General features: G+C 25.6%; 15 protein-coding genes, 1 tRNA gene, 1 pseudogene and 1 other annotated feature. Of the genes and pseudogenes, 14 read left to right on the top strand and 3 right to left on the bottom strand.

Features of this window, described 5'->3' with window-relative positions:
• Nucleotide 1 precedes the first annotated feature (1 nt).
• Entirely contained in the window at nucleotides 2-958 is a 957-nt protein-coding gene (locus tag HF996_RS02260) for a phosphate acetyltransferase (RefSeq protein ID WP_168910447.1), read from the bottom strand.
• Between the two features lie 133 nt (nucleotides 959-1,091).
• Here HF996_RS02260 and HF996_RS02265 point away from each other — a divergent pair.
• The 6 genes from HF996_RS02265 to HF996_RS02290 all read left to right on the top strand — a co-directional run bounded on the left by HF996_RS02265 (nucleotide 1,092) and on the right by HF996_RS02290 (nucleotide 8,565).
• Nucleotides 1,092-1,168 (top strand) — tRNA-Arg (locus HF996_RS02265).
• Between the two features lie 85 nt (nucleotides 1,169-1,253).
• Nucleotides 1,254-3,659: a hypothetical protein gene (locus tag HF996_RS02270; RefSeq protein WP_168910448.1), complete on the top strand. Its 2,406-nt coding sequence runs from the start codon at nucleotides 1,254-1,256 to the stop codon at nucleotides 3,657-3,659.
• A 24-nt stretch (nucleotides 3,660-3,683) separates the two neighbouring features.
• Complete coding sequence (locus tag HF996_RS02275; RefSeq protein WP_254427687.1) at nucleotides 3,684-5,858, top strand: hypothetical protein; 2,175 nt, start codon at nucleotides 3,684-3,686, stop codon at nucleotides 5,856-5,858.
• A gap of 14 nt (nucleotides 5,859-5,872) precedes the next feature.
• A complete protein-coding gene (locus HF996_RS02280; RefSeq protein WP_334199175.1) occupies nucleotides 5,873-6,811 on the top strand; it encodes a Cof-type HAD-IIB family hydrolase in 939 nt (312 codons plus the stop codon).
• 1 nt (nucleotide 6,812) lies between these two features.
• Nucleotides 6,813-7,907 (top strand): nicotinate-nucleotide adenylyltransferase, encoded by a 1,095-nt coding sequence (locus tag HF996_RS02285; protein WP_168910450.1) that lies wholly within the window; start codon nucleotides 6,813-6,815, stop codon nucleotides 7,905-7,907.
• The gene (locus HF996_RS02290) at nucleotides 7,864-8,565 is read left to right on the top strand and encodes a phosphorylase family protein (RefSeq protein ID WP_168910451.1); all 702 of its coding nucleotides are present in this window, start codon (nucleotides 7,864-7,866) and stop codon (nucleotides 8,563-8,565) included. Before HF996_RS02285 ends, HF996_RS02290 begins: the two co-directional genes overlap by 44 nt.
• 31 nt (nucleotides 8,566-8,596) lie before the next feature.
• Here HF996_RS02290 and HF996_RS02295 read toward each other — a convergent pair whose 3' ends face one another.
• Together HF996_RS02295 and HF996_RS02300 are read right to left on the bottom strand one after the other, a co-directional pair.
• The gene (locus tag HF996_RS02295) at nucleotides 8,597-10,093 is read right to left on the bottom strand and encodes a hypothetical protein (protein WP_168910452.1); all 1,497 of its coding nucleotides are present in this window, start codon (nucleotides 10,091-10,093) and stop codon (nucleotides 8,597-8,599) included.
• Between the two features lie 40 nt (nucleotides 10,094-10,133).
• Entirely contained in the window at nucleotides 10,134-15,713 is a 5,580-nt protein-coding gene (locus tag HF996_RS02300; RefSeq protein ID WP_168910453.1) for an SGNH/GDSL hydrolase family protein, read from the bottom strand.
• Between the two features lie 455 nt (nucleotides 15,714-16,168).
• Between HF996_RS02300 and HF996_RS02305 the strand changes: the two genes are divergently transcribed.
• The 8 genes and pseudogenes from HF996_RS02305 to HF996_RS02340 all read left to right on the top strand — a co-directional run bounded on the left by HF996_RS02305 (nucleotide 16,169) and on the right by HF996_RS02340 (nucleotide 22,992).
• Nucleotides 16,169-16,843: a 16S rRNA (uracil(1498)-N(3))-methyltransferase gene (locus tag HF996_RS02305; RefSeq protein WP_168910454.1), complete on the top strand. Its 675-nt coding sequence runs from the start codon at nucleotides 16,169-16,171 to the stop codon at nucleotides 16,841-16,843.
• A 90-nt stretch (nucleotides 16,844-16,933) separates the two neighbouring features.
• The gene (gene rpsP, locus HF996_RS02310) at nucleotides 16,934-17,206 is read left to right on the top strand and encodes a 30S ribosomal protein S16 (protein WP_168910455.1); all 273 of its coding nucleotides are present in this window, start codon (nucleotides 16,934-16,936) and stop codon (nucleotides 17,204-17,206) included.
• 5 nt (nucleotides 17,207-17,211) lie between these two features.
• Nucleotides 17,212-17,892: a tRNA (guanosine(37)-N1)-methyltransferase TrmD gene (gene trmD / locus HF996_RS02315; RefSeq protein WP_168910456.1), complete on the top strand. Its 681-nt coding sequence runs from the start codon at nucleotides 17,212-17,214 to the stop codon at nucleotides 17,890-17,892.
• Nucleotides 17,882-18,244, top strand: a complete 363-nt coding sequence (gene rplS / locus HF996_RS02320) for a 50S ribosomal protein L19 (protein ID WP_168910457.1) — start codon at nucleotides 17,882-17,884, stop codon at nucleotides 18,242-18,244. The genes trmD and rplS overlap by 11 nt, the downstream gene beginning before the upstream one ends.
• An 18-nt stretch (nucleotides 18,245-18,262) precedes the next feature.
• Nucleotides 18,263-20,113, top strand: a complete 1,851-nt coding sequence (gene topA / locus HF996_RS02325) for a type I DNA topoisomerase (protein ID WP_174813141.1) — start codon at nucleotides 18,263-18,265, stop codon at nucleotides 20,111-20,113.
• 14 nt (nucleotides 20,114-20,127) lie between these two features.
• Entirely contained in the window at nucleotides 20,128-20,811 is a 684-nt protein-coding gene (locus tag HF996_RS02330; protein ID WP_168910459.1) for an MHJ_0274 family protein, read from the top strand.
• An 8-nt stretch (nucleotides 20,812-20,819) separates the two neighbouring features.
• The gene (gene pgsA, locus HF996_RS02335; RefSeq protein ID WP_168910460.1) at nucleotides 20,820-21,443 is read left to right on the top strand and encodes a CDP-diacylglycerol--glycerol-3-phosphate 3-phosphatidyltransferase; all 624 of its coding nucleotides are present in this window, start codon (nucleotides 20,820-20,822) and stop codon (nucleotides 21,441-21,443) included.
• Nucleotides 21,444-21,508: 65 nt separating this feature from the next.
• Nucleotides 21,509-22,992: pseudogene (locus HF996_RS02340) on the top strand (IS3 family transposase).
• Nucleotides 22,057-22,143 (top strand) — a sequence feature (ribosomal frameshift element). (Overlaps the previous pseudogene by 87 nt.)
• Nucleotides 22,993-23,038: the final 46 nt, after the last annotated feature.

Consider the following 23,038-nt stretch of genomic DNA (forward strand, 5'->3'; position numbering starts at 1 on the left):
TTTATTTTGTCCCTTCTGATTGTAAAGCTGTAATTAAAGCTGTGTTAAATATATCTTGCACTGTTGAACCTCTAGATAAATCGTTAATTGGCTTTGCAACACCTGTAATAATAGGTCCTATTGCTCCGAAACCACCTAAACGTTGCGCAATTTTATATCCTATGTTTCCTGCATTTAAATTAGGAAAAATCAAGACATTTACAGGATCTAAATTCATCTCACCTTTGTATTTGGCTTTTCTAATTGCTAAATCAACTGCAGCATCAAATTGAATTTCACCCAAGGCTTTTTTCTCTGCTGTTTGGTTATATAAATTAGTTGCTGTTTCTATAGCTTCAGCTTCTGGACTTTTTCCTGAACCTGATGTTGAAAATGATAAGAATGCAACGTTTGGATTAAAGCCTAAATTTTTTGCAAATAAAGTTGCATTTTGCCCAATTTCAGCAAGTTGTTCTGGACTAGGAGAAATATTTACTGAAATATCACTAAAAATAAATCTTTGATCTTCTCTGTGCATAATCATAACTGAAGAAATTGTTTTAATTCCTTTAACTGGTCCGATAACTTTAAAAGCTGCTCTTAAAATGTCTGCAGTAGGAAATTCAAGTCCTCCAATTACTCCATCTACTAGTCCTTTTCTAAGAAGCATTGAAGCATAGAAAGGAAGGGTTTTCATAGATTTAAGTGAAGATTCTTCTGTTTCTTTTCCTTTTCTGAATTCAAAAAATTCTTTTGCAAAAGCTTGAATTTTTTCTTCTGACATTACTTCAATGTCAACACCTTTTGAATCGAATTTTTCTTCACAGAGAAGAATAGGATGAACTAAACCTTGATCTTTTAATTGTTTTGCTGCTTCAACAGCTCTAGGATCTATTCCATCAATAATTAATATTTTTTTAATTCCTGATAATTTTTGATTTGATAAAACTAAATTTTCTAGTTCTTTTTGATAACTCATAATTGTCCTTTTCTAAATGTAAAAATTACTTAAAATTATAAATTAAAACTTTTTAAATTGTTAAATTTAACTTTAAAAATAAAAAATAAATTAATTTGTAAAAAATTTAAATTGTGGTATTATTTATTAGCGTGGTCGCGTAGCTCAGTTGGATAGAGCACGAGCCTTCTAAGCTTGTGGTCAGAGGTTCGAATCCTCTCGTGATCGCCATTTTTTTATTGCCTTTTTTCATATTTTTGTTTTAAAATTAAGTAAATTTATCAGTATTTCACACAATGGAGGAAGAAAATTTACTATGAAATTTAAACAAAAATTAATACTTGTCAGTGCAATTCCTTTAAGCTTAATTACTTTAATTTCTTGCGAGAATAAAGTTGAATACAAAAAACCTATTAAACCAAACATAGAAACTACAGAACCAAACAAAGAACCTATAGAAACAAAAAAAGAAGCTGAAGATCCAAACAAAGAAGCTACAGAAACAAAAAAAGAAGCTACAGAAGCAAACAAAAAACCTATAGAAACAAAAAAAGAAGCTACAGAACACAATGATATTAGTGTTAATGACTTTTATAATTTTGATGATTTTTTAAATCCTGATAATGGATTTGTTCATAAAAACTTTTTTACAAAAAAAGTTGAAGATAACAAATATCAAAAGTTTTATAGATTTTATAAATTTATTTATGAAGATAAATGAAGAAAAAAGAACGATAAATTTGTTTGGAGTATAGAACTTGATGAAATTAATAAAATTTTAAATAAAGATAAAGAAGTTGAAAATCCAACAATATGATTTTACACAGATGTAAGAGATAATGTTGAAGATTTAGATAAATTTCATAGTTCAGCAACAGACAGACCGATTTTCAATGGAATTCCTAAATTTGAGTTTAAAAATCAACAAAACTTTAGTTCTATAGGAAGTAAAGAAAAATATAATAAGTTAAAATTTCAAATAGGTATTAGCTTTAATTTAAATGATTTTTTAAAAAAGAATATATTTAAATTCAAACTTAAAAATAACTATGAAATTGAAGCGAAATTAGAAGATAATAAAATAAACTTTTATTTATCAAATTCAGTTGCTAAATTAAGTGATGACATAACATTTGTTAGAAACACTTACCAAGCATATCAAAATTTAAAAAATGAAGAAAAATCAAGCAAAGAAGACTTAAATAACTTGCCAAATATTAGATTATTGATGCCTAATAATTCATTTGTTTCGCTTTCTTTTACTACTGATAATAAGGAAAATAAAACTATAGAAAAATACATTTATCCTTCACAGTATACAAAAGAAACTATTACTTATGATAAACAAGACAAAATAATTGAAAACGATGATAAAAGATATGAATGATTGCCAAAAACTGTTGATATTTTTCCTGATGATTGAATAAATTTAGTTGATCCAAATCCTTCGAAAACCTTCGTAAAAAATCCAAATGCATTTGATAAGTCTACTCAAGATCCATTAACTTCATTCGATAATGCTTTGAATAAAACTATGACTAATAACTTTGTAAATTCAATGGAAAGAATTTTAAACTATAATAAGTTTGATCCAAGAATTGAAGATTTACAAGTTAGAAGTTTTGGAAACCGTGGAACATATACAATGATTGCAAAAGTCAAACCTCATGATGATGAAGATCAAAGATATTATGTTTTATCTAATAGACACGTTGTAGATTCTATTTGAGCAGATATAGATGGAGATGATACAGAAGAACAAGTGCAAGAAAAATTAAAAAGAGCAAAAACTTCTACTTATAATTGACCACTAAAAGATGGCGAAGAACTAACAAATAATGTTCTTTACAAAGTGCCTGTGGAGCAATGAAACAAAAGACCATTGTATGGAAAAACTGAATTTGAAACTAAATATAATATTTCAACTTCTAACTTTTTTGAAAGCTTTTTAAAAGTAGTATGAGTTCCTAATAACATTAAAACAAAACCTGTTCAATTTCAAGACAATCCAGAAGAAAAACTAGCGACCAACACAATTGATATGGCTATTTCTATCATTGATTTAAAACCTGTATTTACTCTTCTTGATAGAGCTTTACTAGATCAAACATTATCGCTTCCTTATGTTCAAGATATTGCAAGAAAAGAAGAAAAACAAAGGATTATTGACTGATTAACAGGTACTAAAAATGACTTAGAAAAATGAAAAACATTAGAACCTCTAAAATTTGGAAATAGTTTTGCAAACTTAAATAACGGTGAATACTTAACAAATTTTTACATCTCAGCTTATCCTAGACAAAGAACAAATGTGGTTTATAAAATTAATAAAGTAAATTATTTAGAATCTAGAATAACTTATCATCATGACTATTATTTACATGTTCTAGGAGCTGATAACAAACCTATTTTAACTCAACCTGGACCACCACGTGGAAATGGTTTAGTAGGTGGAGCTTCTGGTTCTTTAATTGTGGATCAGCAAGGAAATATTCAAGCAATTCACTCGTTAGCGATGGATGTATTTGGAGATTCTTATGAATATAACAACGGAACTGATGTAGCCTTTCCTTTTATTTCAAAATTAAGAGATGTAATTTCTTATGATAAAGATAATCCAAACACATTTGGTTCTTGATTAAAACAAAAAGCTAAAGAAGATCCACAGCATTTTGAAGAATTAGATATTTATATAAATCCTCAAAAATACTGAAAAAATTAATAAAAGGAGTAAAATTATTATTTAATGAAATTAAAAAAAATAAAACTTCTTTTAGCTTTTGTTCCAACTCTTGTTCTTGCAAGCTGTTCTTTTAATACTAATGTTGGTACTCAAAATCCATCACAGCAAGAAGAACTTTCAAAACAACCAACTAAAGAAGATGAAAACAAACATGTAGATTCTGCAAATCCAGACTCAAATCTTACTCCAGTTGACGCAGACAAAGAAGAATCTTCAAAACAGCCACCTAAACAAGGCGAGAACAAACATGTAGATTCTGAAAATCCAGATACGAATCTAACTCGAATTGACGCAAACAAAGAAGAAGAATCAACAAAAATTATTCAGCATCCTGAATTTGAAAATTCAGATAATTTAGGTAACAAAAATGAGCAACCTAGCAAGGAAAATGAAGGATTAATTCACGAAAATTCACAAAGTGATATTAGTGATAAAAATACTTCTCAAACTATAACTGTTCAAGTTCGAAAACCAGATTTGGTTAAAGATATTAATAAAAATCCTATAAAAAAGAAGGTTTTTGATCAATCTTTTTCAAAAGTAAGTTTGGATGAAATAAGCAAAAATATTAGATTTCCAAAGGAATATCAGAAAATAAAAACAAATTATGAATCTGGTTTTATAGAAAAAGAAAATGATAATGCTTTTTTAGGTAATCAAAATGATAATTTATTTGTTTATGATCTTAAAAAAGCAGCTGATAAAAATCAAATTTTTTCTGATAGCTACACTGATGAACAAAAACAAAATTATTTCGATTTAAGTAAGAAAATTAGAAATGATTACTATTCTCTTTATCATACACAAGAAAATAAAATATGAAAAGATGTAGATAAAATAGCCTTTAATTCTTTAGAAAACGATGATAAGAGATTTGAAGATATTTTTGAAAGAAATTTAAGAATTTCTGTAGGAACTTCAACAATTTTAGATACTAAAGACGGAAAAGCATTACTAGTAACAAACCAACACGTAACTAGACCTATGAAGCTTCAAGATATAGATTCTAAACATTCACATTTTAATATCAGAAACAAGGAAAATTTAAGATTTTATAACTATATTTTGAATGATTTTTTTAAAATTTATTATAAAAATAAAGTTTATTCATTTTCAAATGACACTTTTTTGAGTTGACAGTGACAAAAGTATAAATACTATAAATTTTTAAACTCAGATGCAAATAATTTTATTAATAAAGGAACGTATTCTTCAGCTCAAATTGATAGTTTAAGTAACAAAAGTTTTTCAGAACAAGAAATTTTAGATTTTCAAATTAATTTCTTTAATAAATACTTTAAAATAGTTCAAAATTTTGACAATAAACGTCAAGATATTGCTTTATATTACTTTAATTTTCAAGAATATATCAAAGACTGAAAAGAAATCATCGAATGAGTTTCTGCTATATGAGATACAGAAGATACTTCTGATATAGATGAGCGAACTTATGCTAACATACACAATCAAAAAAAGAATATACAAGAGAGAGATTTTTTCGATGTTGGTTGACCATTTTTTTCTAATTTCAGACCAAAACAAAATAAAATAACTAAAAATATTTATTTAGATAGTTCCAAAACCAGCTTTATTGGCGCAGATAATTATTATTTTGTTATTCCTAAATATAACAAGACATTGCGGGAACTAAATGAATATAGAAAATCTGTAAAAAAAGAGAAAGAAAAAATAGCACAAGAAAGAGAAAAATTAAAGATTTTCAAAGAATATTGAGATCACATCTCAACTTTAAAACCAGTAAAAATTAGTGATAAAATTTGAAAAGAAAATGACTTTGATGATTCATTAAAAATCAGTGCTTTTTGACCTAAAAATACTATTTTTAAAAATGTGTTTAAAGGAATTAAAGTAAATGCTGTTCCAATTTATGGCAAAGATGAAGGTGATCTAAACTCATTTTACTTTGTAAATAACGGTCATGGAGCTTCTGGTTCAGGAATATTTAACAGAGATGGTTCACTTGCGTTTATAAACTCATTTGGCTTCTTATTTGAAGGAAAAGACCCAGTTACTCGTAAACCTGTTTCTAATACATTTTATTTAGATTCTAACTTAAATACATTTTTATCTGGTGGTGTGGTCTTAAGAACAAATCGCTATAATTTAGTTGATGAAATTTATAAATTTTATTTAAATAAACCTGAAGAAAAAAATTAAAAACATAAAGGAAAATGAAGAAAAATATGCATAATAAATCAAGATATCTGTTTGTTTTAGACCTTGACGGAACAGTATTGTCTAATTCCGCTACCGGTGAAATTCACGAAGAAACAGAAAGAGAAATTAAAAGGGCTACCTCTTTAGGTCACAAAGTGTGCATCATAACAGGAAGACCTTGAAGATCTACTAAAAAAATATATGATCAATTAGAATTAGATACTATTGTAGGAAATTTCAATGGTGCTTATGTACACAATCCAAAAGACTATAATTTTATTCCTGAAATTAAGTATTTAAATTTAAACGAAATGCTTTACATTTTAGGTGATAAAAAATTAAAATCTGAAATTACAAATCTTGCTATTGAAGGTCCAGGTTGAGCAAAAATACAAAAAAGAGATGAAAATTTAGAAAAAGTTTTTGGCTTTAATGAACTTCCAAATTTAAAAGCTGGAATCGATCTTAAGAAAATTCCACTTAAGCCAACTGGGGTTATTTTAGATACTAAAATTACTACTAACGTTGCAGAATTAAAATCTTACTTAGAAAGAAAATACGGAGATTTAGGAGAATTTTCAGCTTGATCAAAAGGCGAAGGTCAATCATATGTTTTTGACATTACTTCTGTTGGAGTTAATAAATCAAAGGTTGTTTCTATGCTAACTCGTTATTATAATATCGATTTAGATAATGTAATTTCTATCGGTGATGGATTTAATGATGTAGGTATGTTTGAAACGGCTACAGTTTCTGTTGCAATGAAAAATTCTGATCAAGATTTAAAAAGAAAAGCTACTGTTGTGTTGAAAAAAACAAACAAAGAGGGTGGAGTTGGTTATTACATTAAAAAGTTTTTAAAAAATCCTGAAAAAGAAATAGAAAAATCAAAGAAAATGAAGTCTTTAAAGTCTTCTTTAGCCTTGGATATCGAAGCTATTGGGGGACAATAAAATGGAAACTGTTCAAAAAATTGCTATTTTTGGAGGGACTTTTAACCCTATACATAAAGGTCATGTTAAGATTGCAAAACTCGCAATTGAAAAACTAAATTTAGATTGGTTATACTTTGTTCCTAATTATCAAAATCCTTTTAAAAACAAGCAACAATCCTTCGTTAGTGGTGAACATCGATACAATATGATAAAACTGGTTTTACCTGAAAAAGCAAAGGTTTGCGAGTTTGAAATCAACAAAAAAGGAATTAGTTATACAATTGATACTATAAAATTTTTTAAACACAGATTTAAAAATGCTCAACTTTATTTCATAATTGGTTCAGATAATTTAGAAAGACTTCATAAGTGAAAAGACATCAATCAAATATCACAACTTAGTCAAATCTGTGTTTTTAAAAGAGATAAAAAAATAAATAAGAAAAACTTAAAAAAATACAATGCAATTTTATTTGATAATAAAATTTATGATTTTTCTTCAACAGATATTAGGCATTCTGATTTTAGCGGTCTTTTTCCTGCTGTTCATAAATATATTTCAAATAATTACTTATATATAGAAGATTTATTAAAATTTCACGTTAATAATGGAGAGAGATTAAAGCATTGTTATTCAACAGCTGAATTAGCAGCTGAATATGCAAAAATCCTTCAAAAAGATGCTAAAACGGCTTATTATGCAGGACTTTTGCACGATATTACTAAGACTTGATCAATAGAAAAACATAGAGAGTTTTTGGAACAACACAACATAGATCAAAGTCAAGTTCCGAATTATAAATTACATCAACTTAGTGCTTATGTTTGACTAACAAAAGAATATAAAATTGCAAACAAAAATATAGCCAAAGCTATTTCTTGCCATACATCTCTTTCTTTAGATATGGATATTTATGCGAAAATTGTTTATATGGCTGATAAATTAGCTAGAGGAAGAAGATATCCAGGAATACAAAAATTAAGAGACATAGCAAAAAAAGACTTTAATCAAGGCTTTAAAGAAGTTTTAAAAGCAAATTTAAATTTATTACAATCGCAAGGGAAAATAGATGAGGAGCAACAAAAAATTTACGAATTTTGAATCAACCAATAATATCGCTATTTTATTTGCAGATCCTTCTGAATTTATAGAGTTAAAAGAATTTAGCTTTATAAATGAAGCAAAAACAGTAAAAACACCTTATGGAATTGGTTATATTTTTCAACTAAAAAGCTTTAATATTTATTATTTTCAAGTTGCAATAGGGCTTATTAATGCCGCTGCTGCTTGCCAATATTTAATTGATAAATATAATATTAAAACTGTTTTTAACTATGGAGCTGTCGGAACAAGTAATTCTAAACTAAAAATTGGTGAAATAATTTTTCCAAATAAAATTTATCTTTCTGATGCAGAAACACCTTGATATAGTTTTGGTCAAACACCATATGAAAAACAATATTATTTAAATAATTTTTCTAACGTAAATGAAGATATTAATTTAGCTTCATCAAATGCTTTTATATCTGATTTAAATCGTTTAGCTTATATTCAAAAGCATATTGATGTAAACATTTTTGATATGGAGGCTTTTGCTTTAGCTCATGTTTGCTTTAAAAATAAAGTAAAATTCAAAACTTTAAAATACGTTTCTGACTATATCGGACAGAATTCATCAAGTGAAATTGTAAATGCAAACATTAAAAAGGGGTCTTTAAAAGCTCTAAGTAAAGTGTTTGATTTTATTGTTTCAAACGAGGAAGTTAAGTAAAAAAATACACTTATAAGTGTATTTTTTTACATTATTTTAAATCGTCTTCAATAATTTTTTTAACTTGCTCAATTTTTGTTCTTTTTTGTTCAAAAGTAAGATTTTGTGTTTTAAAATCTTGTGTCATTTTGATAAAGGCTGGATGATAACCAATACCTAAAGGTTTTTCAAATACTTTGTTTAATCTTATTCAACTATCTCTTAGTCTAGTGTACACAATTTTATTTGGATTATTTTTATAATTTTTTAGTAAATATAAGTGTGTAATTAACACTATAATACCTGTACTGTTAATAACTTTTTTAAATGTTCTGTTTCAGTTGACTGGAATATAAAAAATCGCAATAATTACCAAACAAAATGAAGGGGCGAAAGTAGAAACTTCAAGTTTTCCTATTAATTTTAAAGCATCTTCACTTGGAAATCTTGGTACTTGAATAAATGCATTAATAAACAATGGAGTAAAAATAAATAAGATTCTAATTAATAAGTTTATAAAAGTAAAGATTGAATTTCAAATATAGTAAGAAACAAGTCGGCTATAATCACCCTTATTTTTTATTGTATTAATATAAATACCTAGCAATACAAATAGAAGAACTAGTGATAAAATTACAATGTAAATAACATAATTTTCTACACGATAATTTTGGAAGCCACCATAAACAGTTCAAAATAAAAATCAGAATAAAGAAACAAATAAAATAGCTAAAGTTTTGTAAATTGATTTAGATAAAAATGACATTTTATCTCATAAGTTATCACCACTTTCATTTTTAGCTGAAGGGTTTTTTTCAGATTTTTCTAAATTATTAATAATGTCACTATTTAAAAGTTTAAAGTTTGCGCTTCAAGCAACTAATTTTTCTTTGTAATCCTTTTTAGAATCAACGTCTTCAAGATGTTCGATTGAATTGATTTTAGACATTTCAGACAGAAATTCTTGCTCTTCTTTAGATAAAGAATCATTAGTTTCTAGTTCAACTTTTTTCTTTTTAGATTTATTAAAAGGGGTTTTAGAAAAAATTCTAGCTAATCAATTTTCTTTTTTTGTTTCTGTTTTTACTTCTTTTTCTGAAGTAGGTTCATTTTTAGTATTGAATGAATTATCTTCAAACAAAAAATCTTCTGGATTTGAATTTAGTTGATCTTCGTGTTGTTGCTCTTCGAATAAATTTAAAGCTTTTTGATGTTCATCTCATTCAATTTCTTTTGTAACTTGTTGTTCTAATTCTTGATTAAACCACTTATCTTCTTCTTCATCAGAACTATTAACTAAATTTTCTGGTGGTTCAATACTAAAGTCTTCGTCTTGGTGTTCTGTTTCTTCAAGTTCTGCTTCATTTTGAAGCAAAAAATCAAGATTTTGTTGATATAAATCGTTATTTTGTTTTTGTTGATTATCTTGTGGTATTTGAGGTTCATCCAACTTAATATCATCAAAAACATTATTTTCCCAAGTTGATTCATTTTGTATTTTTTCATCATCTTGTGGATTTCTTTTTTTATTTATAAATTTAAATTTCATATCAAATAATTTTATATTATTTTTTGTAAAACAAAATTATTTAATAGTTATGAGTATCATCAAAACCATTTCTAATTTGGTGAATAATTCTATCTTTTATTCTTGGATACTTATTACTTTCAAAACGATCACTAGAAGCTGATCAATAAATCATTGGTACTAAATCGTCTTTTAGATAGTTATTTTTATCTCTTCGTGTTTTGATTAATCAACCGCCGGTTGGTGTATATTTTCCATAAAATACTTTTATTAAATCTTGGATTTTTTTGTCTTTGGAAGAAGTTAAATATTTATATACTTCAGCAATTCCTGTAGTTGCATTTAAATCATCTTTTCAGAAACCATGGACTTGCACTATAGTAGCTGCATCTCTAAATAATTCTTCTCAAACTGTTAATAATAAAATTGCTGTTAGTCTAAAAATCATTCGACCTTCTGGATAATGTCAGTAATTATATTTTGTAATTTCTTGACCTGAATGTCTTATTTTAAAATCATCATAAATGTATTTTACTAAAGTTCCTATTTTATTTACATCTACTTGACCGCCACCAGCATCTGCTTGTCCGCCAGAGCCTCCAGAAGAACCACCAGATCCGCCAGAAGATCCAGAAGAAGAACCAAAAGTACCAGGAGGTAATTGTCCTGTTCAAGAAATTGCTTGATGCTTAGGATTTAAGTTATCAAAGTGTCTTAAAATAGGAGAAATGTCTTCTTTTTTCTTGTTATTTTCTTTATTTCAATCTGATGATGTATTAAATATTAAATCTAAAAAGTTTACTAATGACTCAATTTTAATTTTAGGTTTATTTGGATCTGGGTTATTTGGATCTTCTATCGAATCAATAAGCGCTAAGACTTTATCTGTTGAGAAAAAGTCACTATCAGCAAAAATAGTAGACAGAGTCGAGCTTATCTTTGTAATATTAATTTCTTCATTTTTGTTTGCAAATAATTCAACAACTTTATTAATTATGTCACTAACTAACTTAATGTTTTTAGCTGAATGAGCAACATTTTTAATGAAGTTTTTTATTTTTTGTTTGTCTTCGTTTCTAGTTAGATGAATAAGTTTTAATTTGTCTTTTATTAAGTCAACTACAACATTTCCAACTTCATCATATTCAGAGATTTTTGCTAGTAAATCAAAAAAGTATTCTTTTAAAATTTCTTTATTTTTACTTACAAGTAAAGGGATTATTGATTGAATAGATTTTAAAGATTCGATTTCTTCTTTTTTAAAGTTTATTGAGTTTACTAATTTATCAATAAACAAACTAGTTTTATCTCAAGAAATAATTTGTTTAATTATTGGTTTGGCTTGCTTTTGTGATAAAACATTTTTTGTGTAAGCATTTGTATCTAAAAAACTTAAATTTAATTTATTTATTTGATCATTAATAAAATCGGATTTTAATAATTTATTTAATAAAGAAACTAAATGTGTTTTTTGTGATTGTGAAGATGTATTTGAAATAATTAATAAAAGTTCCTTCACAAAATGAAGCATTTCTTCTTGACTAAAGCTTATATTAATATCTGATTTCTTAGAAAGTTTAGCTACTAATAAATCAAATATTTTGTCTAAAACAATATCAAAAGAAGTTTTATTGGATACGTTTGAGTCTGAAAGTTTGTATTTATCTGAAGAAAATTCTTTGATGGTGTAAACTAAAAATTCAGTTTCTGCTTCATTAATTTGAACATTAAATTCTACTTCAAAGACTTTTTTAAATAAACTTTTTACTTCTACAAGATTAATATTTTCTTGCACAAGTTGTTTTACAACGTTTTTAAAAGCTTCTTTTTTGTTGTTTAAAAATTTAATAAATAAAGAAGTAAATGACTCACCTGAAGGATTTTGTGCTTCTTTTTGTAAATCTTGTTTATTAGATTTTATATAATCAAATACTAATTTAATAACATCGTTTATTTTATTAGAATCAATCAATTTATCTACTAGTGAGTAAAGTTCTTGACTTAATAAAGAATGGTATTTGTTAGATAATGTTGAAATAGATTTTTTAAATGTGTTTTTAGCAATATCACTTTTTAAAATATTTTTAACAACACTAGCTAGTTTTTGATAATTATTTTCTTTAAACTCGTTATTGTCTAAGATCTCTGCAAAATCAAGGATTAAGTTAATAATATCTGAATTTTTAAAATCAAATTTTATATCTTTTTTATTATCTAAATAAGCAATTAAAAACTTGTGAATTTCTTCTAAAATAAAGCTTACTGTTTTTGATGGTTTATAATCAGAATGGCTTTTGTTTGCTTCATTATCAACATCTTTTTGTAATAAAGCTTTAATTACTTTGAGTATTGTTAAAACATTTTCATCACTAAAATTTATTCCTAAAGATTTAAAGTTTTTGTGAATAATTGAATTAATTAGTGAATAAACATTTTGTCTATCTATATTTTCTAATATAAATTCTTTAAATAATTTATTGATATCTTCTTTTTTGTTAATTAAAAAGTCTTTTAATAATTTAGTAATGCTAAAGTCATTATCATTAACATTAAATTTAGAAGCATAAGCTATAAAAAGGTCAACAAAACTTTTAAATGAAGAAGAGGAAATTATTTGATCATATAAATTATTAAATATTTGTCTTGAATTTGAAGTATTTTCTTCAACTGTAAAGTTAATATATTTAAAGATTAATTTTTTAACTAAATCAGATCTTAAAACTTCTTGTGCTAAGTCAAAAAGTTTATTAATTGTTAAATCTGGATTATGAGATTCTTTAGAAATAAAGCTAATTTCTCTTAATAAATTTACAATATTTTTTTCAGGGAATAATTTGGTTATTGAAAAATATTTATCTAAGTTATCAAAGTTTTGTTCATCACTTTTTAAATATTTAAATATAAGTGATCAAAATTGGTCTAGAGTTGCTTGAATTACTGAAGGAATTTGTTTATTTTCGTATGGAAAACGATTGATTAAAGCTTCAAATAAAGCAATCAAAGTTCGTTGAGAACTTTCACCTAAAGTTATGTACTGATTATTAGAAATTATATTTTTTAAAATAGAATTAAATTTATTGTTATTAATATTTTCTGAAATAAAATTAAAAATAATAGATTCAATAAAATTTGCTCTAAGTTCAATTCAGGCACCTAAAAACTGCTTAGCTGTTTTTAGATTTTGGAAACGATCTTTGTGATTTATAAAAAAATCATCAAGAATTAATTCAACAGTTTCTTTTACATCATTGTTATTTGTTAAATGAGATAACATCAAGGAAATTAACTCTTTAAGATTTTCATCTTTAATATCTGCGAAATTATAAATTGTGTTTTTAGCTTCATCAGTTTCTAAGAAATTATAAAGCGGTAAAAGTGCATCTTTGATAATACCTAATTGTCCAATATTAATATCTAAATTATGTAAATCATTTAAAAGAGTAGTAAAAGTTTCTTCACTTACTAAAGATGCTGCAATTTTTTTAGATTTTTCAATAATTTTGTTTATTATTTTTAAATTTGTTAAGTCTTCTTTTGTTGAAGAATTTAGTACTGAAATAATTTCGGAAGTAAATTTTTCTTGAATTATTGAAAATAGTTTTGTATTTAAGATTTGATCATTAAATGAATGGATTGTTGAAGAAATTTGTTCTATAGTGCTAGGGTCTATATCAATATTTAGACCATTTGCTACTAGTTTAATAATGGAAGAAATAACAACATCATTTTTAAGAGTTTCCTTGGCAAAATTTTGGAAAAAGTCTTTAAGTTTGTTTATATTTTCTTCTTTGGAAAGGAAAATTGGAAAAATATCTGAAATTTGATTAATTTTTAAATATTCATCTTTATTTTCTACAATTTCATCTACAACTTGTTTTATAAAATCATAAAATGATTGAAATCTAACGATCGCATTAATAGTTGTTTTATCTATCTTATCACTTAGATTTATATTGGAAACAACAAAATCTTTAACGTATTTATTTGTAAATATTAAATCCAAAATTATTGATTTAAACATTTCTTTATTTTCTGTTATTAATTTTGAATTTAATATAGAGTGCAAAAAGTCAATTAAGTCTTTTTCTTTTACTCCTTTCTCTTTAATAAAACTTAACATATCATCTAAAGTAGGTTGTTTATTAGCTTTATTGACATATTCCTCAAAGGAAGTCATAATATTAGAAAATAAATTAGTTTCAAATATTTCTTTTAAGAAGGAAGGAAAATCAGAATTTTGAATTAAACTTTTAACATTTTGCTTGATATCTGTAGTTAAGTTTGAATCGTTTATGATTTCAAAAAGAACAGATTTATTAGTAATTAAATAAGCAGTTAAAATGTTTTTTCAAGCTTGAGTAGCTGTTTTATTAGCTTTGAAATGTTGGATTTGTAATGGTGCATCTAATTGTGTGATTTGTTCAGATCAACTATTAATATTTTTATTACCTACTAATTTTTCAATTATTTGTTCATTTGTTAATTTAAAATCAATTTGTTGTTTGTAATAATTTTGATCTTGTAATAAATAATTTTGATTTCAATAAGGAATTAAGGTTAAAAGATTTGAATTTGTACTTTGTTTTAAAGCTAATTTAAGAAAAATTTCTTGTGCCATTTTCTTATAACCAAAAGTAGAAGGGTGAATATCTAATTGGTTTTTCATTCACTCTTTTTTATGTAATTCTCATAAGTGTGTATCATATGCACTGATAAAATTTACTTTATTTTCTGAAGCAACTTGCTTGATTTGTTCATTTAATTTTTTTATTATGTCTGAAACATAATTTTTTTCTATGTTGAAATTATTTTCTAAAATTGAACTAAATAAACTAGCTACAGCAGTTAAATTTTCTGCATAACCAATTAAATTAATATTTGTTTTTGGATTTATTTTTTTAATCAAAGTTATTAGCTTGGATAAATTTTGATGAACTTGTTTTAATTTAGTATTTTGAGATTCTTTAAATTGATTAACTAATTCTTCTTTTATTACTAAATTTTTTTCTTTTTGTATTCGAATTAAAAGATCAAAATCTAAAGAAAATATTAAATCGTTAGCACCTAAAGAAAGAGTTATTAAATTAGAATCTTTTACTTTTTGAATTAATTTAGGGAAACTAGAGTTTTCAAAGTCATTGAAAACGTCTTTAATTACATCTGCAAAGGGATTTTGGGTTTGTTTGTCAAGTTCTAAAGTAAATTTAAGTATTTCTTTGTTTTGTTTAGCTTCATTTTCCTTGCTAGGATCTAAAAGATAAAGTCAATTTTTAATAGTGCTACCTGAAAGAGCTAAATTATCAAAAGAAACTAAAGCATCAGATTTAACCATTTGAATGTAGTTTGCTAAGTATGCTGGATAAGAAAGTCCACTAACTTGGTTGTTAACATAATTTCCTCTTATATCATTTCCTGATTCAAGGTTAAAACCTGCTGTTATAGAATCTCCGATTGCAAGATAATTTACTTTTTCAATTAATGTATTAGAGTTGTTAGATTTAAGTTCGTCCATTGGTAAGTTATCTGATGTATCTTTTTTTGTTAATTTGGGCGCTGAATAAATAGCAATTGATGTTATCCCAACTCCTGCTGCAGCTACTAATGAACCAGCTAAAATTTTCATTTTTTTCGCTTTAGTCATTGTTTTTCTCCTTTGCGATTAGTACTTATTAAAAAAAATTATAAAAATGTTTTTATTAATTCACTTTTAGTTTTATTATATTTAGTTTTTGATTAATGCAATTTTTTAAGTTGAAATTAATATAGAAGATTTTTATAATCAGATTGAAAAGTATTGCAATTATTTGTTTAATTGTACCACTTTATAGCTTGTTTTCTTCTTTTTAAACCACATTTTAAATTTTGTAAATAAAAAAAACGTAAAAAAATTTTGAAATTTTTATTTTAGGAATATAATATTTAAGATTTCATTCAAGTTAATGAGATTAAATAAATATATTTTATTTTAAATATAAATTTAATATTGATAAGAAATTATCCTTTCACATAATAATTAAAAAAAACTGGTGCGCTGGTTTTTTTTTTTTTTGTTTTGAAAGAGTATGAAAAGAAAGCATAATTTTAAAAAGGAACAAAATGCATAGATTTTTCGTGTTTCAAAAAATAGATAACTATTTTATTTTAGATAAAAGAGTTTTACAACATTTAAAAGTAATAAAATCCAGAAATAACAAATTCATTTGTGTTTTTGAAAAAAAATTTTATATAACTAAATTTGTTTTTCCTAATAAAGCTGAAATTATAGAAGAATTAGATGAAAACCATGAATTCAAAAATAAAACAATATTAGCAGTTGCAATATTAAAAACAAAAGCATTTGAATGAGTTTTACAAAAAGCAGTCGAACTTGGAGTGCATCAAATTATCCCTTTTTATAGCGAACATGTAGAACAAAAGCTAGGAAATAATATTGAAAAAAAGATAGAAAGATGACAAGAAATAGTTCTTCATGCTGCTCAACAATCTTTTAGAAATATAATTCCTGAAGTTGAAAAACCTGTCGATTTTGAACAAGTTTTAAATATTGAAAAAAGCTTCAAATTTATAGCACATGAAAAGGAAAATGAAGAAAACTCTAAATTATTATTTGATTCTGATTCTATTTTTTTAATAGGTCCTGAAGGTGGTTTTTCAGATAGAGAAATCCAAAAAGCCAAGGAAAAAAACTTCCAGATTATTTCTTTAGGAAAAAGAATTTTAAGAGCTGAAACAGCTGCAGTTTTTTGTTTATCTAGAGTAAAAGAAGATTAACATATCTGTCAAGTAAAAATGCTTGACACTTTTTAAAAATATATTATAATTTAAAAAAATTTATAAAACTAATAACTAGAAAGGTAAATAATGGTAAAAATCAGATTAAAAAGAATGGGTTCAAAATTTAATCCAATATACAAAATTGTTATAGCTGATGCAAGAGCTGCAAGAGATGGAAGATTTATCCAAGCAGTTGGTCACTATAATCCAAAAACAAAAGAAACAAAATTAGAAAAAGAACAAATTTTAAATTGATTAAATTTAGGAGCAGTTCCTACAGAAACAGTTAAAACTTTACTTAAAAAAGAACAAATTTTAGCTCTTTTTACTAAACAAAAATTACAAAATAAAACTAAATAAAAACAGTGAAAATTAATTTTTTAACACTCTTTCCTAAATATTTTGAACCTTTTAAAAATGAGTCAATCATTTCAAAAGCTATTGAAAAAAAATTAATAGAAATAAATATTATAGATATAAGAGATTTTAGTAAAAACAAGCATTTAAAAGTAGATGATCAAATTTATGGTGGTGGACCTGGAATGTTAATGCAAATCGAACCGATCGACTTAGCTTTACAAACTGTTTCAGGCTTTAAGATAGCAATGTCGCCACAAGGTAAACAATTTAGTCAAAAACTTGCATATCAATTATCAAAAGAAAAAGAAATTACTATAATTTCGGGAAGATATGAAGGATTTGATGAAAGAGTAATTGATCATTTAGTAGATTTAGAACTTTCAATTGGTGATTATGTATTAACAGGTGGCGAACTTCCTTCAATGATTGTAGCAGATGCTGTTGCAAGATTAGTTGAAGGAGTTATAAATCAAGAATCTTTAGAAAATGAATCATTTAGTAAAAATATGCTTGATTTTCCACAATACACAAGACCCAGAGACTATAAAGGTATGAAAGTTCCAGAAGTTCTTTTTTCAGGCAATCATGCTCTAATTCAGAAGTGAAAAGAAGAAAAAAGACTTGAAAAAACAAGAAAAAATAGACCAGATTTATTAAAAAAAGACAAGGAAGATTATGAAAAATAATTTATTACAAATTGTTGAAAACTCACAAATTAAAAAAGAAACTCCTGTATACAACGTAGGAGATAACGTTAAGGTTTATGTAAAAATTAAAGAGGGAAACAAACAAAGAATTCAGATTTTTGAAGGTCTAGTTATAGCAAAAAAAGGTTCTGGACTAAAAGAAAGATTTGTAGTTCGTAAAGTTTCATATGGAATTGGTATCGAAAGAAGTTTTGCGCTTCATTCTCCTTTAATTGAAAAATTAGAAGTTGTTCGTTCAAACAAAGTAAGAAGAGCAAAACTATACTTCATGCGTGATAGAAAAGGAAAAGCAGCTCGTTTAAAAGAAATTAAAAGAACATCAGAAAAATAATAATTGGATTTATGAAAAATGAGTAAATTAGTTATTGTTGAGTCACCAAACAAGATTAAAACAATTTCCAAATACCTAGGAGAAGGATACAAAGTAGTAGCTTCAGTAGGTCATGTCGTAAATCTAAAAACTTCAGGAACTTATGGTTTAGGTATTGATATGCAAAATTGAGAACCAGTTTATGAAGTTGAAAGTGATAAAAAAGAAATTGTTAAAAGTCTAAAAGAAGATGTTAAAAATTCAGAGATGGTAATAATAGCAACCGATGCTGACCGTGAAGGTGAAGCTATTGGACACACCTTAGTAGATTTGTTGAAAATCGAAGACAAATACCAAAGAATCAAATACAACGAAATTACTGAAAGTGCAATTTTACAGTCTCTAGAACATCCTTTAAAAATTGATACAAATTTAGTAAATGCACAAAAATCAAGAAGAATGATTGATAGAATCATTGGTTTTAGATTATCAAATTTACTAGCAGCTAAAATTAAAAACACTCCAATTACACCTTCAGCTGGAAGAGTTCAGTCTGTGGCTCTTAAGTTAGTAATTGATCGTGAAAAAGAAATAAATGCTTTTGTTCCTTATCATTATTTTACAATTTCTGCGTTTCATAACAAAGATGTAGAAATTAAATATTACAATCCAGAAAACGAAAATCCTGAATGAGTAGATTTAAAAGACATTGATAAAATTTATAATTCTCTAAAAGGAAATTTGGTATTAGTTGATAAAATCATTCGAAGTAAAAAAGATGCAAAAATAACTCCATTAAAGCAATCTGCTTTGTTTAAAAAGGCTTCTAATTGGGCAGCAAGCTCTGTTTCTGCTTCATTACAAAGACTTTATGAAGGATTCGGTGATCAAGGTCTTATTTCATATCCAAGAACAGATTCAACTAGATTAAGTCAAACTTTTATCGATTCAGCAAAATCTTATATTGAAGAGACTTTTGGTAAAGAATACGTTTCAGATTCAGTAAAAGGATTTAGCGGAGATCAAGATGCTCATGAAGCGATTAGACCTACTGATTGTTCATTAACTCCTGAACTCGCAAAAGAAAAATACGAATTAAAAGACATTGATTTTAAAATCTATCAAATTGTTTATAACACTACAATGCAAGCCATTATGTCTGTTCCTGAAAGACAAATAACAAGATATGAGTTTCTAAATAAAGAACATAAATTCTATCTTTCAGGTTCGATAATTACTTTTGATGGTTATTTTAAATTAACAAAAGCTGATAGCGAAAACACAGATTTACCAAAGTGAAATATTAATGATGAAGTAGAAATAGAAAAATACGAAAAAGAAGCTCATCAAACAAATCCACCAGCTAGATATACAGATGGTTCTTTAATTGAAAAGCTAGATGAAGTTAAAGTCGGAAGACCTTCTACTTTTGCTTCATCTGCAAAGATATTACAAGATCGTTTATATGTTGAAAAACAAAACAAATCACTTGTACCTACAGCTTATGGACAAATTACTTTAGATAAATTATTACAAATTAGTCCTTCAATTATTAACACAAATTACACAGCACAAGTAGAAGAAGAATTAGATGAAATTGCTGAAGGAAACTTGGATTATAAAAAATTAATGTCTGAGTTTTGAGAAAACTTTCAAAGCGTAGTACAAGATTCGTTCCAAAATGTAGAAAAAACACAAATTGAACTGGAAAAAGTAGGTGAAAACTGTCCTGAATGTTCTTCTGAATTAATTTATCGAAATAACAAAAAAACTGGCGCAAGATTTATTGGTTGTTCTAATTTTCCAAATTGTAGATTTATCAAACAAGATCCAAATTACAAACCAAAATTTAAACGCTTTTATAAAAAGCAAACTAATGAAACAAAATAGAAAAGGGGCTGATTATGTTTAATCAAACTTCAACTTTAATCATTGTTTTAGTTTTACTAGTTGCTTTTATCGTTGTATTTATTTTATTCAATTTCTTTTCAGAAAGAAAGAAAAAGCAGAAAATAATCAAAGAAAAAGAAAGAATTAAACAAGAAGAAGTTAAATTCATATTAAAAACCAGTGCAAGAGTAAATGCAATAATTGAACTTAATAATCAATTATTAGATGAATTTCAAGTTTCCATTGGTGATTTTAAGATGAGTCAAATTAATAATCTAGCAAAAAACGCACTTGATTATATTTATATTCAAGAACAGTTTCAAGACATTTTTATTCGTAATCCTTTTGAAAAAGATGAATTGTTTTTAGCTAGTTTTGTACAATTAATGAACTTAAAATCTAATTTATGGACTAAAAATCACAAGGAATTATTATCTTATTTTTCTTCTTTAAAAACAAAATATTTATCAGAAGAAGCAAATAAAGAAGAATTTACAAAATATCAAAATTCATTTTTAGAAATATATCAAGAATTTATAGATCAAGTAAAATCTAAAAACAAAGATGTAACAGAGCTTTTCAATACATTTAAAGAAAAAGATGAAGCAGAAAGACTTGAATATCTAAGAAGTGTTGAACAAGAACAACCTAAAACTTTTTTTAATAAGGTAAAAAACTTTTTAAAATTTAAAAAATAAGAAGAAAAATGAAGAACAAATTCTTTACCTTACCAAATGTTTTAACAATTTCTAGACTCATTTTAGTAATTCCATTTATTATTTTGCTAAGTTTATTTTCTAGCTTTAATAATAACGACATCTTTGGTGGCTATAAAAATACATACATTTGAATGTTCTTTCTAGCTTTTGCTATTTTTATAATAGCTTCTATTACTGATTTTTTAGATGGTTATATTGCTAGAGCAAGAAAACAAATAAGTGTTTTTGGTAAAATTTTTGATCCTATTGCTGATAAAATTTTAACTACTTCTGCCTTCATTTTCCTTGCAGTTTTAGAAATTATTCCTGTTTGGATAGTAATTTTATTCATATTAAGAGACATAATTGTAGATGGTTGTAGAAATCTAGCAGCAAGCAAAAAAATCGAAATTTCAGCCTCAATTTGGGGTAAATTAAAAACTGTAGCACAAATGCTAACTATTTGTATTTTGTTTATATTTGGACCTATATTATTTAATAACTCATCCTACTTGATATTAGAAGCAAAGATAATATACTGATTGTTAAATATCCCTTCACTTATTGCTTTAATTTTATCAATATTTTCAGGATATTTATATGTATCAAATATTTGAAAGTACTTACATTAAAATTAAAAAAACATCTTTAATGAGCAGATCCCCTTTTCTTAGGAAAATAGAAAAGGGGATTTTTTATGAAATATTCATTAGAATTTAAATTAGAATGTGTAAAAAAATACAAAAAAGGAATTGAAATTAAAAAGCCTGTTTTTGCTAATACAAGTCAGAAAAATTTTTTAAATCAAGTAAATTTTTGAGAAAAAATTTATGACAAATTAGGAGTTGAAGGACTTAAGAAAAAACCACGAAATAAAGAATGGACTATAAATGAAAGATTAAATATAGTTAAAAGATTTTTAGCTGGTGAACCAATTGTTAAAATTTCACTTGAAAATAATCTTAATCCAAGTCAAATATCTTTTTGAACGAAAAAATATTTAGAATCGGGAATTAGTGGTTTAGAATTAAACCAAGGAAGACCAATAATGAAATCTAAAATTGTTAATGATAAACGTTCAAAAGTTTCAGAAAATTTAAATAGTAAAGATCAATCTAATTCTCTAACATCTGTATATGAAGAACTAAATGTATATGAAGAACTAAAACTTCTTAAAGAAGAACTCAAGCATTTTAAAAAAGAGAAAAAAAACTTTGAAAAAGAAATTAAACTTTTAAAAAAGGAAAATGAAGTACTAAAAAAGTGAAAAGCCTTGGTAAAGATCTTTGACTCAAATCAACCAAGGCAAGAAAAAATAAAAAAAATTTATAATAGAGTAAAAGCTGACAAAAACCTTCGCTTAACTCAAGTATTAAAAGAGTTTTCTATTCCTATATCTACTTTTTATTATGAACTCAAAAAGAAGATTTTGACAAGAAAAATGAAGAAATTATAAGCCAAATGAAGCTTATTTTTGACGAAAATAAAGCAAGATATGGAAAAAGAAGAATAAAAGCAGAACTTAATAATAGAGGCTATAAAATTGGACTTAAAAAAGTTCGCAGATTAATGGAAAAATTCAATCTCAAAGCAATTTGTCCTAGAAGAAAATACAAATCTTACAAAGGAACTGTAGGCAAAATTGCAGACAATATTTTAAATAGAAATTTTGTCGCAACTCAACCAAATCAAAAATGAACTACAGATGTAACTGAATTTAGCGGTTCATTTGGAAAAGCATATTTATCACCAATTTTAGATATGTTTAATGGTGAAGTTATTGCTTGAGATTTGTCTACAAGCGCTAACATCCAACAAATTAGAAAAATGCTTCAAAAAGCTTTTTCCAAACACAAAAATCTTGAAGGTTTAATTTTTCACAGTGATCAAGGTTGACAGTATCAACATAGACAATTTTCAGAAAAATTAAAACAAAAAGGAATAATTCAGTCCAGTGTCTCGAAAAGGAAATTGTTTAGATAATAGCGTTATTGAATCGTTTTTGGAACATTAAAAAGAGAATGTTTTTATGGTCGCGAAAAAGAATTTTTAACTTTTAAACAACTTCACAAAGCAATTGCAAATTATATTTATTATTACAATCACAAACGAATTAAAGACAAAATAAAATGAATGTCTCCCATTAAATTTAAAGAAACATTCATTTCAAATTATAATTAATTAAAACACTCAAAAATTTTAGAAGAAAAGGGCACCACCTCATTAA

Source organism: Mycoplasma sp. 1654_15 (genome assembly GCF_012516495.1).
Lineage (GTDB): Bacteria > Bacillota_I > Bacilli_A > Mycoplasmatales > Metamycoplasmataceae > Mesomycoplasma.